Raw genomic sequence first — 16,238 nt, forward strand, 5'->3', positions numbered from 1 at the left:
CTATACATGAAAAATTTTTTCAATATATTTTCCCAAAAAAAATAATTTTTATTTAAATTGTAATTTAATTGAATTAATGTTATTATTAAGTTGTCATTTGAGTAAAATATACTTAAGGAGGCTGAAAACATGATTGATAACAAAAAAACAATTCTTTGCTTCGGTGATTCTAACACTCATGGATATAATTCTTCCAACAGGGGGCGTTTCACAGAGGATGAACGATGGACTTGCCTTCTCTCTGAATATCTAGGAAATAATTATTCAGTCAAAGAGGAAGGAATGAGTGGTAGAACAACTGTTTTTAAAGATCCACTATTTGAAGGACTTGACGGTATATCATATCTATTTCCATGCTTGATGACACATGAACCAGTTGATCTACTCATAATTATGCTTGGAACTAACGATGTTAAGGAACGTTTCTCAGCAACTCCGCAAAACATTGCAAAAGGATTGGAACGTCTCACTCAGAAAGCAATATCCTCAACTGAAGCATGGCGTAATAAACCTAATATTCTATTGATTGCACCGCCTCCAATTGAAAAAGAGTATGAAAATACTGATGTTTCAGGAGAAATGGGACGAGGATGCGCCCAAAAATCAAAGATGCTTGCTTCTTTCTATAAAGAAGTAGCTAAAAGAAATGGATGTCATTTTTTAGATGCAGCTTCTATTGAAGGTATACATATGTATCCATATGATTATATGCACCTGAGCAAAGAAAGTCATAAACTGCTCGCACATAAGCTTTCTACACTGATTCCTCAGATTTGTTGACTTCTTCCTATTGTATTTGAATCCTTTAAAGTTATATACTTTATAAGCGTTATTAATAAATATCATTGTTATTTGTCTTAATATTTAGAGTTTCAATATATACTAATTAATGAAATCAAAAACAGCATGCAAATCCATATTATCTTACATGCTGTTTTTATAAAATTTACCCTCTTATCTTAACATAATTTAATCTTCCACCAGCTTTAACTACTTCTATTTCTTTTTCACTTAAATTAATATAGGCATTAAAGAAAGTTCCTTGAGTTACATTCTTAACTGTAGCTTTTCCATTAACTAAAGCTGATTGAATATCTACTATTTCAAGTTGATCTAATAACTGAGCCTTATCATAATCAACTTCTGCTTCAAATTCCATTGGAATAATTCCATTGTTTATTAGATTAGCTTTATGAATTCTAGCAAAGGATTTAGCAATTACTGCTCTTACTCCTAAGTATAATGGTGCTAAAGCAGCATGTTCTCTACTAGAACCTTGTCCATAGTTGTTTCCAGCAATAATTATTCCACCATTATTTTCCTTGGCCCTCTTAGGGAATTCTTCATCTACTGTATTAAAACAGTACTCAGCTAAATAAGGTATATTAGATCTATATGGTAGTAGCTTTGAATTTGATGGCATAATATGGTCTGTAGTAATATTATCTTCAACCTTAATTAATACCTTACCTTCAACATCTTCACCTAATTCCTTATTAACCGGGAACGGCTTAATGTTAGGTCCTCTAACAACTTCAACTTTAGATCCATCTTCAGCTGGTGCAACTATCATAGAATCATCTATTAAGAATTCTTCTGGCATATCAACTGTAATATCTACATCGCATTCTCTTGGATCTGTTAAGTATCCACTTATTGCTGAAACTGCTGCTGTTTCTGGACTTACTAAATAAACTTTCGCAGATAAAGTTCCACTTCTTCCATAAAAATTTCTATTAAATGTTCTTAAAGATACTCCATTAGTTCCTGGAGCTTGACCCATTCCTATACAAGGTCCACAAGAATTTTCTAGTATTCTTGCACCAGCACTAATTATATCTCCTAAAGCACCATTTCTAGCTATCATCTCCATAACTTGTCTTGATCCTGGAGCTATAACTAAACTTACATCATTATGAACCTTATTACCCTTTAATATTTTCGCAACCCTCATTAAATCTTCATATGAAGAATTAGTACAGCTACCTATTGCAACTTGATCAACTTTAACTTTTCCAATACTTTTAATTTCTTCTACATTATCAGGACTATGTGGCTTCGCAGCTAATGGCTTAAGCTCATCTAAATTAATAGTAATTTCTTCATCATAAGTTGCATCTTCATCAGCTTTAAATTCTATCCAATCTTCTTCTCTTCCTTGAGCCTTAAAATATTCTAAGGTATTCTCATCACTTGGGAATATTGAAGTAGTTGCCCCTAATTCAGCACCCATATTAGTTATAGTTGCTCTTTGTGGTACAGATAAGTTTTTAACACCTTCACCAGCATATTCAAAAACTCTTGATACTCCACCCTTAACAGTTAGTCTTCTAAGGACTTCTAAAATAATATCCTTAGCAGCTACCATGTGTTGTAACTTACCAACTAAATTTATCTTACAAACTTTAGGTGTAGTGATATAATATGCACCACCCCCCATTGCTAAAGCAACATCTAAACCACCTGCTCCCATGGCAAGCATACCAACTCCACCTGCTGTAGGTGTATGACTATCAGAACCTGTAAGAGTATCCCCTGGAACAGAAAATCTTTCTAAAAACACTTGATGGCATATTCCATTTCCAGGCTTTGAGAAATATACACCATACTTTGATGCTACTGTTTGAATAAACTTATGGTCATCTGCATTTTCAAAACCTTGTTGAAGCATATTATGGTCAATAAAAGCTACTGACTTTTTAGTTCTAACTTTATCTATTCCCATAGCCTCTAATTGTAAGTAAGCCATAGTACCAGTAGAATCTTGGGTAAGAGTTCTATCTATCTTTATTCCAATTTCCTTTCCAGTTTCTATAGTTCCTTCAACTAAATGGCTTTTTAATATTTTATATACTAAATTGTCCCCCATTTACGTATTGCCCCCTTTGCTAATTTACTTTTTCTTCTTTTAATCTTGAGTATTCTTTATATATTTGTACTAATTCCTTATCAAAAAGACTTCTCTTAAGTCTTACTGAAGTTGATCTTACCATTTCAAGAACAGCTTGAGCTGAAACATCATCAAGTTCAATTGCATACTCTTTAAATTTATTGATTATACCTGCTTTACCTGAATGCTTTCCTATAACTATTTGTCTTTCAAGCCCAACTATACCTGGGTCAAAGGCCTCATAATTCTTAGGATTTTTAATTGCTCCATCTGCATGAATACCTGACTCATGAGCAAACATATTATCTCCAACTATAGCTTTCCAAGCAGGTAATACTCTACCTGAAGCCCTTGATACATATTCAGAAACCTCTCTAAACATCTTGGTGTCAACACTTCCTCCATAGTTGTAAACAAACATTAATGCCATTAGCACTTCTTCAAGTGCTGCATTACCAGCCCTTTCACCTAATCCATTAACTGTAACTCCTACATGAGAAGCTCCACCAACGATACCTGCTATCGCATTTGCAGTTGCCATACCAAAGTCATTATGAGTATGCATTTCAATATCAAATTTTGTTTTCTCATATATATATTTAATGTCTTCATTTATCTTAAATGGTTCCATAACACCTACAGTATCACAATATCTAAATCTATCTGCACCAGCTTGTTTTGCTGCTTCAATAAACTCAATTAAGAAATCTCTATCTGCTCTAGAGGCATCTTCACCATTAACTGATACATATAAGCCATTTTTCTTTGCAAATTCTACAGATTTAACCATATTTTCAAGAACCCATTCTCTAGAAGTCTTAAGTTTATGCTTAATATGAATATCTGATACAGAAATTGAAATAGCTACTGCATCAACTCCACAGTCTATTGATTGCTCTATGTCTTTTATAACTGCTCTATTCCAAGCCATAATACTCGACTTTAAGTTTCTCTTAACTATACTCTTTATGGCTTCCTTTTCGTCCCCACCCATAGTAGGAATTCCTACTTCTAACTGATCTACTCCAAGGTCACTTAACATACTAGCAATTGCAATTTTCTCTTCATTAGCAAATACAACTCCTGCCGTTTGCTCTCCATCTCTTAATGTAGTGTCTACTACAAATATCTCTTTTCCTGTTTTTAAATTTTTAATGGACATAACCTTCCCCCTTACTTTAAAATTTATTACTTTTTTGAATATAACCCCAAGCAAAAATTAACATTTTCGATAATTATTAATTAATTTTACCATATACAGTTAATTCTAACAAGCAAAACAGCATTGATTTTTTAAAAAATTGCAAGTTTAAATAAATTTAATTCAGTTTTATCTTGTAAAATAATTATTTCCATTAATTTATTACAATTTTCTGCAATAAAAATATTAAAACTTGCATTGTTGAAATAAAAATAATAGTTGTAAAAAACCTCTTATTTTTACATATTTATTAAATTTTCTTTATAAATATTAGATATTGTAGATTTTTTGTGTAATATATGAGAAACTTTATGTATTATTTTGATTTTCTTCTATTATTTAAAAATATCTTACTTAAAAAATTAATCTTATCAATATTGATAAGATTAAAACTATATCAATATTGATATAGTTTGCAGTTATGATATAATTAAGTTATAAACTTTAAGTATTGTAGGAGGTTTCGTATGCAAAAAATCGCATTGATAGTTGATAGCGCTTGTGATTTATCTTTAGAGGTAATAAAAGAAAAAAATATTAGGTTACTTCCTTTGAGAATTTCTTATTCTCATGGGGAATATAAAGATAAAATAGATATTTCTGCTGATGAGATATATGGTAACTTAGAAAAAGAAGTTCCAAAAACATCTCTTCCAAGTGCAGAGGACTTAGAAAAAATATTAATAGATTTAGAAAATGAAGGCTATACTCATGTTATTGCCGTTACTATTTCTAGTGGTCTTTCTGGAACATTTAATTCTATTAGACTTGCTTTAGAAGAGCATCCTAACTTAACATCTCACGTATTTGATACAAAAATATTAGCTATGCCTGAAGGAATAGTTGCATTAGAAGTAGCTAATTTAATAAAAGAAGGTAAAAGCTTTGAAGAGATAGTATCAGAGCTGCCAACTATAAGAAAAAATATTATTGGATATTTCACTGTTAATACTCTAGAATACTTAAAAAAAGGCGGAAGAATAGGAAGAGTTGCTGGCACTATAGGTGACATGTTAAATTTAAAACCTATTGTAACTGTAGATGAAGAAGGTATTTATTATACAGTATGCAAAGCTAGAGGTAGAAAGCAGTCAATTTCAAAATTAATTAGCTTTTTAAAGGATGAGCTTAAAGAAAATAAATGTAATGTTTGGGTTCTTCATGGTGGGGCCTTAGAGGAAGCAAAAAGCGTTTTAGAGTCTCTTAAGGGATTAAATAATATCCTTAGCCTTGATATATCACAAATCAGTCCAGCCCTTGGAGTTCATGGCGGTCCTGGTTTACTTGGTTTAGCAATTCAAAAGGTTTGTTAATATGGATAACTTCAATCTTCATTTAAGTAGTATAGAAGATATCAAAGAAGAAGAAAAAAGACTACAAGAAGAATATAAACAAAAACTTGCAGAACTCAAAAAAATTCAAAAAGAAAAAGAGTCAGTAGGTCAAGTTTTTACTAAAGGCTTATTACCAATCTATGTGCTTCATATACTTAGTATAAGTCCTTCTAATGGAAATGATATCTCTACCAAAATAGGAGAGAGAACTAGTGGACTTTGGGTTCCTAGTACTGGTGGAATCTATCCATTATTAAAAAAATTAGAAAAAGATGAATATATTATCGGTGAATGGGACAATCCAAAGAAAAAATTTCAAAAAATTTATTCTCTAACTGATAAAGGTTTAGTTGAATATGAAGCTAGAAGACATCTTTTGCGTCCTAAAATAGAAGAAGCTCTAAGAGTTTTCAAAATAATTTATACTGATTTATATAAAAACTAATCTATATGAATTAAATTCATTTATTTTGAGCATAATAATATCAACTAATTTAGGTGGTGTTATTATGAAAGGAAAAGTAATAGATTATGACTTCTTTGAAGCTTATGTTGTTTTAGAAGATGATAGTATAGTTAAAGTACCTATAAATAGTATTCCAAACTATCAAAATTTAGGAGCAACAGTTAATATTGATACTAATAATATTAGTTGTAGTAGTAATAGCCCTAAAATACTTCAAGATAAATTAATTGACTACTTTTAGGTAAAATAAAAAGATGCTTTTCAGCATCTTTTTATTTTACAACAATTGCACTTACAGGACAGCTTGCTTCTGCATCCTTAGCTTCATCTTCATGCTCGCTAGGAACTTCAGGGTTTTTAGCAACAGCCTTTCCATCATCATCCATTTCAAATACTGCATCACATATTGATGGACATAATCCACAACCAATACAAGTATCTTTATCTACATGAGCTTCCATGGGCTTTCCTCCCCTTCTAATTAGTTACAAATATACTATTCCCTTAATGCAATTCTATTATGTGTAATTTTAATATAATCCTTCAAAAATTAATGAATATAATTCATTATCCATTACATATTCTTCAGCCTTACCATCTTCTAAAGCTTCAGTTAAATCAACATTTATAGGCAATTCACCAAGTAATGGCACTCCTAAATATTCAGCATGTTCTTCTGCTGACTTTTTACTGAAAACTTTTATTTTTGTATCACATCCTGGACAAGTAATATATGACATATTTTCTATTACACCTCTAATTTGTAAAGGCATCTTATTTGCCATAGAAATTACTTTTTTAACTATCATAGATACCATATCTTGTGGTGTTGATACAATAATAAGCTCAGTAATAGGGAAGCTTTGCATTACTGTTAAAGTAATATCTGAAGTTCCAGGTGGCATATCAATTAATAAGTAATCTAATTCACCCCATAAAGTATCTGTAAATAATTGTGTTAAAACACTACTTACAATAGGCCCTCTCCAAACTACTGGATCATCTTCCTTAGGTATTAAAAGATTCATTGATAAAACTTTAACTCCAGCCTTTGATTCAACTGGACTATATTTAAAGTTGTTTTCATCAATTGGCTCTATTTCAGCCCTCTTATTATTTATACCAAAAAATCTTGGCATAGATGGACCTGTTATATCTGCATCTAAAACTCCAACTTTATATCCTTTTTTCCTTAAAGTACTTGCTAGTATTCCAGTAACTGTAGACTTTCCTACTCCACCTTTACCACTTATTACTCCGATAACATTTTTAATTGTTCCATATTTCGGCCTTAATTTAGCTGGCTTTTGTTCAAAATTTAAAATTTTTTTTGTCTTTTCTTCATTATTGTTAGTTGAAAAACTTGACACAATAACACCTCCTACCAATTCTTCTCTACATCTTTAGGAACATCCTTTGAATAATAAACATTAATGTTCCATTCTTTGTATTCATTTTCTCCAACTATATAATAATAATATTCTTTGTTATTTATCTTATCTTCAACAGTAATATTACTCTTATATACAGTTGAACTATGCCCTCTATTTTTAATCCTTAATATTACGTCAAAATTTTCTTCATTGTTATTTACTAATTCTACATTAGGTGCTGTCTTTCTAGCCTTAGTTAGGAACGACTCTATATCTGTTGAAAAGACATATTTCAGACATTCAATATCACTGTTAATATCTATTCCTACTTTAATATTTGAATAATCTAAAGTTCCATCCAATTTCTTTATAACATCTAAAATTGGATTGTAATATATGTATTCAAAATCTCTAGGTTTTCTTATTATAGATAAGTTTTGTAAAATCCCTTCATCAAGTCTTTTTGAAACAGTGAAGCTTTGAGTATCATCATAAAAGTTTCCTTCATAAGCTCCTACAACATAATAAAAAGTCTTTACCTCTTCCCCCATTTTTATCTCAAATATATAATCTGGTTGTAACTCTGACTTCTGCTCACTAGTCTTAGCCTTTGATAATAAATCATACATATTAGTTATTGATTTGTCGTCAGTTACTAGAAACTTAAAGGATTTATCCCTCATACTTTGAATACTTATTTGATCTATTTTATCACTCTCTAAATAATCAAAATATGAATTATCATTGTTGAATTTTGATTTTATACTGTCAACTATCCCACAAGAAGTAAAGCTAAATGACAATATAATTAATAATGTTAATATTAATCCTTTGGCAGTCTTTTTCAATAATATCCTTCCCCTCTAAAAAAGGTTATCCCTACAATTTAAACTAATTAGGAGAAGTAATTACTTCTCCTAATTAAATAAATTATAATACTTTAAAGCTATAATAGCAAATCTTATTAGTCTATCATTTAAAACTAACTGAAATCATATCGAAAACAACTTTTATGCTATTTTTTACTTTGTTCTTTTTATAAGAATATTTTATTATAAGAACCCTTCCCTCTGAGTAATTCCTAAGATAATACTTATCTATATTTCCATCTTCCTCTAAGGTTATTACTTTCCAGATATAAATATTATTTTCGGTTTTAGTACTCTTTTTATTTTGGTCTATACTTTCAGCAAACTTCTCTAACTCCCCATCTACAATAGATATATCTCCATAAATGACAGTTTCATTATTAAAACTAATAATGAAATCCTCATCCTTAGAATCTTCCCTTACCTCCCATCCTTTAGGTAAAGAAACAGAATATCTCCCTTCCCTTAGACTATACTTAGTAAAGCCTTCAATATTATTATTTGAAATTGCAACCTTATTAATATTGTTTATAAAGAATCCCCTCATAAATGTTATAATTAACATAAGGGTCAGAAGTAGGGTGATGGTATATAATCTTTTACTTTTTAACATACTCATCAGGATTTATAAGTACATCCTATTATCTACCTATTCCATAGGTACAACAACAGTTGAATTTTTAAAGTCATAGAACATTAACCAACATCCACTACCATCCCTTGACTCATCACTAACCCAAGTTACAAATCCTGTCTTTCCTTCATAAGGTTGATCATCTATATTCCTCTTACCTGGAATACCATAAACAATATATCTAAGATTTCCTTCTTTATCACATTTATATCCTAACATGAAATATCTGTGTTGCCTTATATATGGATAATAATTTAGCATTGGATAGTAGGCTACTGCATATCTGTTGTAATTTGACATATTACACATTTCATGCAAATCACTTACAGGAACCTTATACCACTTACAATACTTAATTTCATCATATTTACTTCTGCAACATTCAAACCCATTAGCTAATCCTTCGAAGTACTCTCCTACGCTACCTCTAACTTTAAATTCTTCTTTATCTTCAATAGTTTCTTCATATTCATCAAATTTATTTTTTATATATCCTCTGCTTAAGTTTTCATCAATATTTAAATCATTCTTATCAAATGGATTTTTATCACCATTATTATTTTCAAATGGATTTTTTCTTATTTCCGCTTCTTGAAGTACTTCATTTTGACTAATCTCTTCTTGTATAACTTCTTCCTTTATGATGTTCTCTTTTATAACCTCTTCTCCAGTTAATCTTTCTTCAATTACCTCTTCATAATCTGCATCACTTCTATTTTCATCTTCTTGAACTAATTCAATTTCTTCCCTTATTTCTTCATCATAATCTTCAATAGGTTCTAATTCCTCTTCTTTAAATATTTCATTAACCTCTTGAATTATTACATCCCTATCTTCATCTTCTCTAGTTTCATCTTCTCTATGTTTATCACATTTCTTTTTGTCATCTTTCTTCTTATCATCCTTTTTCTTATCATCATGTTTATGTTTTCCTTTATCATGGGCTGCTTTTACGATCTTGTAGTTCTTCCAGCTATCACTTGGCTGTTCTCCATTAATAAAGCCACACATAATAACTATTGGAATTTCATTTTTCATCTTAGCAATAGCTGCTCCACTTATCTTGTCGTAGCCAATGCCAAGACCTCCAATATTATCAATGGAATATTCCTTTGTTACTTCTGCCTTTCCGCCTTCTGATACTGAAAGTTTTCCTAAATTCACTATCTTTTTAGCATCTTTTTTATTGCAAATAGCTAAAATGTAATAATCCTCATCCTCATCATGTCTTAAATTTTGAGCATAAAAGGAAATCTTACAAGTTTCACCCTTAGCCTCTATTTTAGAATATCCAGATAATGTTTTATCATTGGAACTAGAATATCCTCTTTCATCTTCTTGTAAAATAATAAAATTTCTATAAAGCTTATTTAATTGTGACAAACCTATAGATCCTCCATCTTACATTAATTCATTACATTATATGCTATCCATGTGCAAATATGTTAAAAATTAAGCTCGTGAGATTATTGTATATTACACCATATTTCTCACGAGCTTATATATTATAAATATTTATTTATCTTATCTGAAAGTAAAGCAAACTCTTCTATAGTTAAGGTTTCCCCTCTTCTTTTTGGGTCTATATTTGCTTCTTCAAAGGCTAACTCTAACTTCTCCTTTGGAAGACCGATACTCTTTACTCCATTCCATAAAGTTTTTCTTCTCATATTGAAAGAGCTTCTTATTACATCAAAAAATAGTTTTTCATTATCTACTGATACTCTTGGTTTATCAAGCTTATCTAACTTAACAACTATTGAATCCACCTTTGGTCTTGGCATAAAACATTGAGGTGGTGCCTTTCTTATTATCTTTGTATCACAATAATATTGAACTAGTAAAGATAGAGCTCCATAATCCTTGCTAGAAGGCTCTGCATCCATTCTTTCTGCAACTTCTTTTTGTATCATTATAGTTAAAGATTTAAAATTATATTTTTCCTTTAAAAGCTTAACTATAATTGGAGTTGTAACATAATAAGGTAAGTTTGCTACTAGCTTCACACTTTTTTCATCCCCTATTATTTCATTAAAGTTAACTTTTAAAGCATCATTATGTATTAAAGAAAACTTAGGATTATCTCCTATTTCTTCTTGCAATATAGGTATTAAGTCACTATCTAATTCTATTGCAACAACTCTTTTTGCCTTATTTAATAATTGAGCCGTAAGTGTTCCTACTCCTGGTCCAATTTCTATTACTAAATCATTCCCATCTACTTCTGCCCCGGCAACTATATCTCTTGGTACAGAGTCATCTACTAAGAAATTTTGTCCAAGTCCCTTAGAAAATTTAAAATTATATTTTTTTACTAATTCGGCTGTTTTAATCTCCACTATTTTTCAACTCCTAGTTTTCTTTCTATTTTTTCTATAGCTGTTATAAATTCTTCTTTACTAATTGAGTACTTATTTAGTCTTGTAAGCATTTGATTAGCATTTCCGTATCCTATACCTAATTCTTTTCCTAACATTAATCTTCTGCTCTTAGAATTAATGTCACCTGTTAACTTAAAATAAAACATATCTTCTGATTTATAGATTTCTTCTATAACCTCTTCAGAAACCTTTGCTCTATTTAAAGCTTCTATAATAACTTCTGGAGTAGCATTTTCCACACCTATATCATCGCCCTTAATTCCATCTTCTTGAGCTATATATGCATGCTTTATTCCTTTAACTCTTTTAGAAATTATACTTCTAATTTTTTCACCTGCAAAGTCAGGATCAGTTAATACTATTACTCCTTTTCTCCTTTGAGCATCCCTTATTCTATCTATTACTTTTGCATTTATTCCAAATCCACCTACTGCAATTACCTCTGCATCTACAGCTTGTTTTACAGCAGTTATGTCATCTCTACCTTCAACTACAATAACTTCTTTTATCAAAATATAACTTCCTTTCTGAAATATTTCTAGTATTAATTTATCCCTATCTAGTTATTATGTCAAATTATAATGTTGTAATAATTACTCAAAAAATAAATTAATTATATAATTTACTTTCAAAACTATTTTTTACTATAAATAGCATAGCTACTAAAACTATATTATTTCACAAAACATATATAGTTGAAATATCAATCATCTTGGGAAATTAGTATTTCAATAACGCCATATAATTTACTCCAATAAATTAAATTAATTCTAATACCCCTTAAGTTAGTTCAAAAACACAATGTTAATTCAAAAAACAAAAGGATGCTTTAACAGCATCCTCTTATTTTACCATTCTCCTGGATAAGCCAAAATATATACAGGAACGTTATATTTTCTTCCCCAGCTACTATATGCTTCTTCTTGTGAATTAACATATACATCAATGATATTACCTTTTATTGCACCACCAGTATCTGCTGCTACAGCTTTTCCATAACCTTCAACATATAATAATGTTCCTAATGGAATAACTCTTGGATCAACTGCTACAGTACTTATACCATTTGGATCTCTTACAGGTACAGTTCCTGTTGCTGTAACCCCACCACCACTATAGGCAGTTGATTCACAGTATAATACGCTCTTGTAGTTTAGTAATTGTCCACTTCTACTAGCAATCACTCTTCTAGTACCTTGAACAACAACCTTATTTACTGGTTCTGCTAATATTTTAGAGCTTTTCACAGCCTTAGAAAATTCCTTACCGTTTTTATAAATTACTTCATAAACGACTTCCTTTTCCCCTGCAGCTCCATCTTGCCTTACTTCTTCAAGTCCATGATCAAGACCTGAATCTTCTTCTAAAACTACATCAAACTCAATAGCTTCATTAGCTACTTCACTTTTAACTTCAACATCTACTAATGTTACTTGTAAATCTGAAGTAATTTCAGTCTCTAATGCTGGAGTTACTTCATCTACTCCTTCATTAAATTCAATTCCTTGTTCTTCTAGTTCTTCTTTCTCTACCTTCAGCATGTCTCCAATAGTCTCTTCAGCAGTATCGATTTTCGTAATCTTATCGCCTAAAGTTACCTCTACTGAAACAGCTCTTTTAATAGAAATTGTATCACCTTCAGATACATTACTACTTAAAGCTGGTTGAACTTTATCCTTTGGGTTTACTGAAATCCCTTTGGTATCCAACACATCTTTAACAGTCCTTTTATATGTGACGAATGTCTCTTCCTTACCGTCTATCTTCATAGTTACTGTCTTTTTCATATTTATGAACGTCACTGATAAAACAATAGTAGCAAATACTACTACCATCAGTATTTTTGCCTTTGGACTGTTAGAAAAGTTATTTTTCAGGTATTCTTTTAATTTTCCTACCATCTTCTACTTCCTCCCTTGGCAAGAGCGTCTTTTGCATTATAATTTAATCGGGCGCTTTTGTCAAACTTGACCTCCTGCAACATTAAAACTGTTCTTATAAAATGCAATTATATGCATACTCAAAATATAAATATAAATAATAGCGATATTACAGTTTCTTAATCTTACAGTTCTCTATAAAAGTAGATTCGTATCATACGTTCTAACCTTATCAAAGGCCTTATTGTAAAAATATTCTAGTACCATTGTTTAATTTTACTTTATATAGTTTTTTCCATCAACCTCTTAAAATTATCATTTACTGCTATATTTACTTCTTTTGGGTCTAATTCTTTTATAATAGCAATTTGTTCTATTATATATTGAATATAATCTGATTTATTCCTTTTTCCTCTATTTGGCGTTGGTGCCATATAAGGCGCATCTGTTTCGACAAGAATCTTATCTAGAGGAATATCCTTAACTACTTCTACTATCTTCTTAGCATTCTTAAAGGTTACTACTCCACCTATTCCTATATAATATCCAAGTTTTATGCATTCCTTCGCAAACTCAGAACTACCTGAAAAGCAGTGTACTATCCCCTTAACTTTAGGAAACTCTTTAATTATGTCTAAAGTATCAGCATGTGCATCCCTATCATGGATTACAACTGGAAGCTTTAGTTCTTCTGCAAGTTTCATTTGTTTTCTAAATACTTCTCTTTGCACTTCTTTAGGGGGATTCTCTTCCCAATAGTAATCTAACCCTATTTCTCCTACTGCAATTATTTTGTTATTCTTGCTGATTAATTCAACTATTTCTCTCTCCACATCTTCATTGAACTCACAAGCATTTTCAGGGTGTATCCCTAATGCACCATAAATAAAATCATTCTCTATAGTTAAATTATATGTTTTTTCTATACTTTCGTAACTTGATGCACAGTTCAATATTCCAACTACACCATTTAATTTAAGGTCTTTTAAAAGTTCTTCTCTATCTTCATCAAATGCATCATCATCGTAATGGGCATGTGTATCAAATATTATATACTTATTTTCCAAATTTTATACCTCCAAACTTAACTTTTTTTATTTATATTAACCATTATAGTACAAAAATATAAATTATAAACACATTTTTAAGTTAGAAGTATTAAATTGCGTAGTAGTTTTTAATATATTATGCTCAGACTCCGTCGCATGCTCCAAGTCGTCTTACGCACAATATGTTAAAAACTCCTTGAATAATTTAAATTTGTGGATACAAGCCTACTAAAGGAAGAAATTCAGACGAGCTGAATTTCAACAAAAATTAGTATAATCCTTTAAAACATTTTAAATGATGTGTTACTATCAAAGATAAATGGACGGTGAAGTAAGCATATGGCGAAAAATTAGTAGCTTTTACGAGCCTTAGAACTTATTTTTGCAGCCATTTGTCTTATGAACCGTCCATTTATCTTTGCGGTTATATTCGCATTTTATTACTTATTTGCAGCTTCCCAATCTTTTACGAATTTTTCTATTCCTATATCTGTTAATGGATGTTTAATAAGATTATCTACTACATTAGGTGGTATAGTTGCAATATCAGCTCCTAATTTTGCTGATTCTACAATGTGAATAGGGTTCCTTATAGATGCAGCTATTATTTCTGTCTTTATATCATGAGCTTTAAATATATCTTTTATTTCCTTTATAAGGTTTAGTCCATTAAATCCAATATCATCTAATCTTCCTAAGAAAGGAGAAACATAAGTTGCTCCTGCTCTTGCAGCTAATAATGCTTGAGTAGATGAAAATATTAGTGTCACATTAGTCTTGATATTATTTTTTGAAAGATATGATACCGCTTTTAACCCATCTCTAGTCATAGGTATCTTAACTACAATATTACTATGAATACTAGCTAATTCCTTCCCTTCTTTTATCATTCCCTCATAATCCAAGCTAATAACTTCTCCACTTATTGGTCCATCTACAATATCAGAAATCTCTTTTATTGTTTCCTTTAAGTCTCTTTTTTCTTTAGCTATTAATGATGGATTAGTTGTAACCCCACTTATTATTCCTAGGTCGTATATCTCTTTAATGTCATTTATATTTGCTGTATCAAGAAAAAACTTCATTATATAATCTCCTATCCTTAAAATTTTAAATAAACATTATTTATTTTTAATATTTATGTAAATCCATATACTATATAGTATTACTTATTTTTTTAATTATTTCTTATTCCATTTCACTCTTTGTATAAACGTGATTAACTTCATCTAAAGTTGGCATTCCAGTTTGAGCTCCAAGCTTAGTTACTGCTAAAGAAGCTGCAGTACCTGCAAATCTTACTATATTTCCCATAGAATAATTATTAATTATTCCATGTGCCAATGCTCCATTAAAAGTATCTCCAGCTCCTGTTGTATCTGTAACTTTTACACTCATAGCTTTAACAGTTTTTACTAAATTATCTTCTATATATGAAGAACCTTCTTTACCTCTAGTAACTATAAGCCTTGTACTTCTATACTTATTTTGCCAATTTACCATTTCCTTTTCTAGAGTTTCACTATCTTTTATATTTTTTCTACATATTATTTCAAATTCAGTCTCATTAGGTGTAATAAAATCAACATTTTCTAATACTTCATCGCTTATCTCCCTAGCTGGTGCTGGATTTAAAATAGTCTTAACACCATTTTCTTTTGCTACCTTAAGTGCATATTCTACAGTTTCCATAGGTATTTCCAATTGAGTTATTAATATATCTGCAGATTTTATTAATTCTATATTTTCATCAATTAGTTCTCTACTACAGAAATCATTTGCTCCAGGAATTACAACTATTGAGTTATCTACTTCAGTTTTAAGTATTGTAGCTATCCCCGTAAAAGTAGCGTCATCACTTTTTACTGAACTAACATTTATTCCTTCTTCCTTTAGGTGTTTAAGAATTTTATCTCCGAAGGTATCTTTCCCTACACATCCTATCATAGCTACCTCATTGCCTAATCTCCTTGCAGCTACTGCTTGATTTGATCCCTTACCTCCTATAAGATAATTCATTCTTTCGCCCTTAAGGGTTTCACCTATTTTAGGAATTCTTTTTACTTCCATTACTAAATCCATATTTAAACTTCCAACTACTACAATCCTTTTCATACTACCTCCAATCAAAACCGTTTTTATAATCAAAATCAATCTAATT

At 30.4% G+C, this 16,238-nt stretch carries 17 protein-coding genes; 4 read left to right on the forward strand and 13 right to left on the reverse strand.

The genetic code is table 11. The features are described from left to right. Positions 1-129 precede the first annotated feature (129 nt). Positions 130-780 (forward strand): SGNH/GDSL hydrolase family protein, encoded by a 651-nt coding sequence (locus E5347_RS15610; protein WP_207670501.1) that lies wholly within the window; start codon positions 130-132, stop codon positions 778-780. 166 nt (positions 781-946) lie between these two features. Here E5347_RS15610 and E5347_RS15615 read toward each other — a convergent pair whose 3' ends face one another. Beyond that, the gene (locus tag E5347_RS15615; protein WP_136008154.1) at positions 947-2,869 is read right to left on the reverse strand and encodes an aconitate hydratase; all 1,923 of its coding nucleotides are present in this window, start codon (positions 2,867-2,869) and stop codon (positions 947-949) included. A gap of 19 nt (positions 2,870-2,888) precedes the next feature. Next, positions 2,889-4,052, reverse strand: coding sequence for a homocitrate synthase (gene nifV, locus E5347_RS15620; protein ID WP_136008155.1), 1,164 nt, complete (start codon positions 4,050-4,052; stop codon positions 2,889-2,891). 506 nt (positions 4,053-4,558) lie between these two features. Between nifV and E5347_RS15625 the strand changes: the two genes are divergently transcribed. The 3 genes from E5347_RS15625 (at position 4,559) to E5347_RS15635 (ending at position 6,132) form a co-directional block, all read left to right on the forward strand. Next, a complete protein-coding gene (locus E5347_RS15625) occupies positions 4,559-5,404 on the forward strand; it encodes a DegV family protein (RefSeq protein ID WP_136008156.1) in 846 nt (281 codons plus the stop codon). A gap of 1 nt (position 5,405) precedes the next feature. Beyond that, the gene (locus E5347_RS15630) at positions 5,406-5,870 is read left to right on the forward strand and encodes a PadR family transcriptional regulator (RefSeq protein ID WP_136008157.1); all 465 of its coding nucleotides are present in this window, start codon (positions 5,406-5,408) and stop codon (positions 5,868-5,870) included. 64 nt (positions 5,871-5,934) lie between these two features. Then, positions 5,935-6,132 (forward strand): hypothetical protein, encoded by a 198-nt coding sequence (locus tag E5347_RS15635; protein ID WP_136008158.1) that lies wholly within the window; start codon positions 5,935-5,937, stop codon positions 6,130-6,132. A gap of 31 nt (positions 6,133-6,163) precedes the next feature. Here the strand turns inward: E5347_RS15635 and E5347_RS15640 are convergent, their stop codons facing one another. The 11 genes from E5347_RS15640 to rbsK form a co-directional block, all read right to left on the reverse strand. Continuing rightward, positions 6,164-6,352 (reverse strand): ferredoxin, encoded by a 189-nt coding sequence (locus E5347_RS15640; RefSeq protein ID WP_136008159.1) that lies wholly within the window; start codon positions 6,350-6,352, stop codon positions 6,164-6,166. A 69-nt stretch (positions 6,353-6,421) separates the two neighbouring features. Continuing rightward, positions 6,422-7,216 (reverse strand): Mrp/NBP35 family ATP-binding protein, encoded by a 795-nt coding sequence (locus E5347_RS15645; protein ID WP_243109804.1) that lies wholly within the window; start codon positions 7,214-7,216, stop codon positions 6,422-6,424. A gap of 56 nt (positions 7,217-7,272) precedes the next feature. Next, positions 7,273-8,112 carry a hypothetical protein gene (locus tag E5347_RS15650; protein WP_136008161.1) on the reverse strand — a complete coding sequence of 280 codons (840 nt, stop codon included), beginning with the start codon at positions 8,110-8,112 and terminating at the stop codon, positions 7,273-7,275. Positions 8,113-8,236: 124 nt separating this feature from the next. Beyond that, positions 8,237-8,698: a hypothetical protein gene (locus E5347_RS15655; RefSeq protein ID WP_243109803.1), complete on the reverse strand. Its 462-nt coding sequence runs from the start codon at positions 8,696-8,698 to the stop codon at positions 8,237-8,239. Positions 8,699-8,782: 84 nt separating this feature from the next. Beyond that, positions 8,783-10,150 carry a hypothetical protein gene (locus tag E5347_RS15660; RefSeq protein ID WP_136008163.1) on the reverse strand — a complete coding sequence of 456 codons (1,368 nt, stop codon included), beginning with the start codon at positions 10,148-10,150 and terminating at the stop codon, positions 8,783-8,785. 122 nt (positions 10,151-10,272) lie between these two features. Next, the gene (gene rsmA, locus E5347_RS15665; protein ID WP_136008164.1) at positions 10,273-11,109 is read right to left on the reverse strand and encodes a 16S rRNA (adenine(1518)-N(6)/adenine(1519)-N(6))-dimethyltransferase RsmA; all 837 of its coding nucleotides are present in this window, start codon (positions 11,107-11,109) and stop codon (positions 10,273-10,275) included. Further along, positions 11,106-11,660 (reverse strand): ribonuclease M5, encoded by a 555-nt coding sequence (gene rnmV, locus E5347_RS15670; RefSeq protein ID WP_136008165.1) that lies wholly within the window; start codon positions 11,658-11,660, stop codon positions 11,106-11,108. The genes rsmA and rnmV overlap by 4 nt, the downstream gene beginning before the upstream one ends. A gap of 336 nt (positions 11,661-11,996) precedes the next feature. After that, a complete protein-coding gene (locus E5347_RS15675; RefSeq protein WP_136008166.1) occupies positions 11,997-13,049 on the reverse strand; it encodes a 3D domain-containing protein in 1,053 nt (350 codons plus the stop codon). Between the two features lie 260 nt (positions 13,050-13,309). Continuing rightward, on the reverse strand, positions 13,310-14,095 hold the full coding sequence (locus E5347_RS15680; RefSeq protein WP_136008167.1) for a TatD family hydrolase: 786 nt from the start codon (positions 14,093-14,095) through the stop codon (positions 13,310-13,312). 422 nt (positions 14,096-14,517) lie between these two features. Next, positions 14,518-15,162, reverse strand: a complete 645-nt coding sequence (gene fsa, locus E5347_RS15685; protein WP_136008168.1) for a fructose-6-phosphate aldolase — start codon at positions 15,160-15,162, stop codon at positions 14,518-14,520. A gap of 103 nt (positions 15,163-15,265) precedes the next feature. Continuing rightward, a complete protein-coding gene (gene rbsK, locus E5347_RS15690; protein WP_136008169.1) occupies positions 15,266-16,192 on the reverse strand; it encodes a ribokinase in 927 nt (308 codons plus the stop codon). Positions 16,193-16,238: the final 46 nt, after the last annotated feature.

Source organism: Clostridium sartagoforme, from assembly GCF_004794105.1.
Classification (GTDB): Bacteria; Bacillota; Clostridia; order Clostridiales; family Clostridiaceae; genus Clostridium; species Clostridium sartagoforme_B.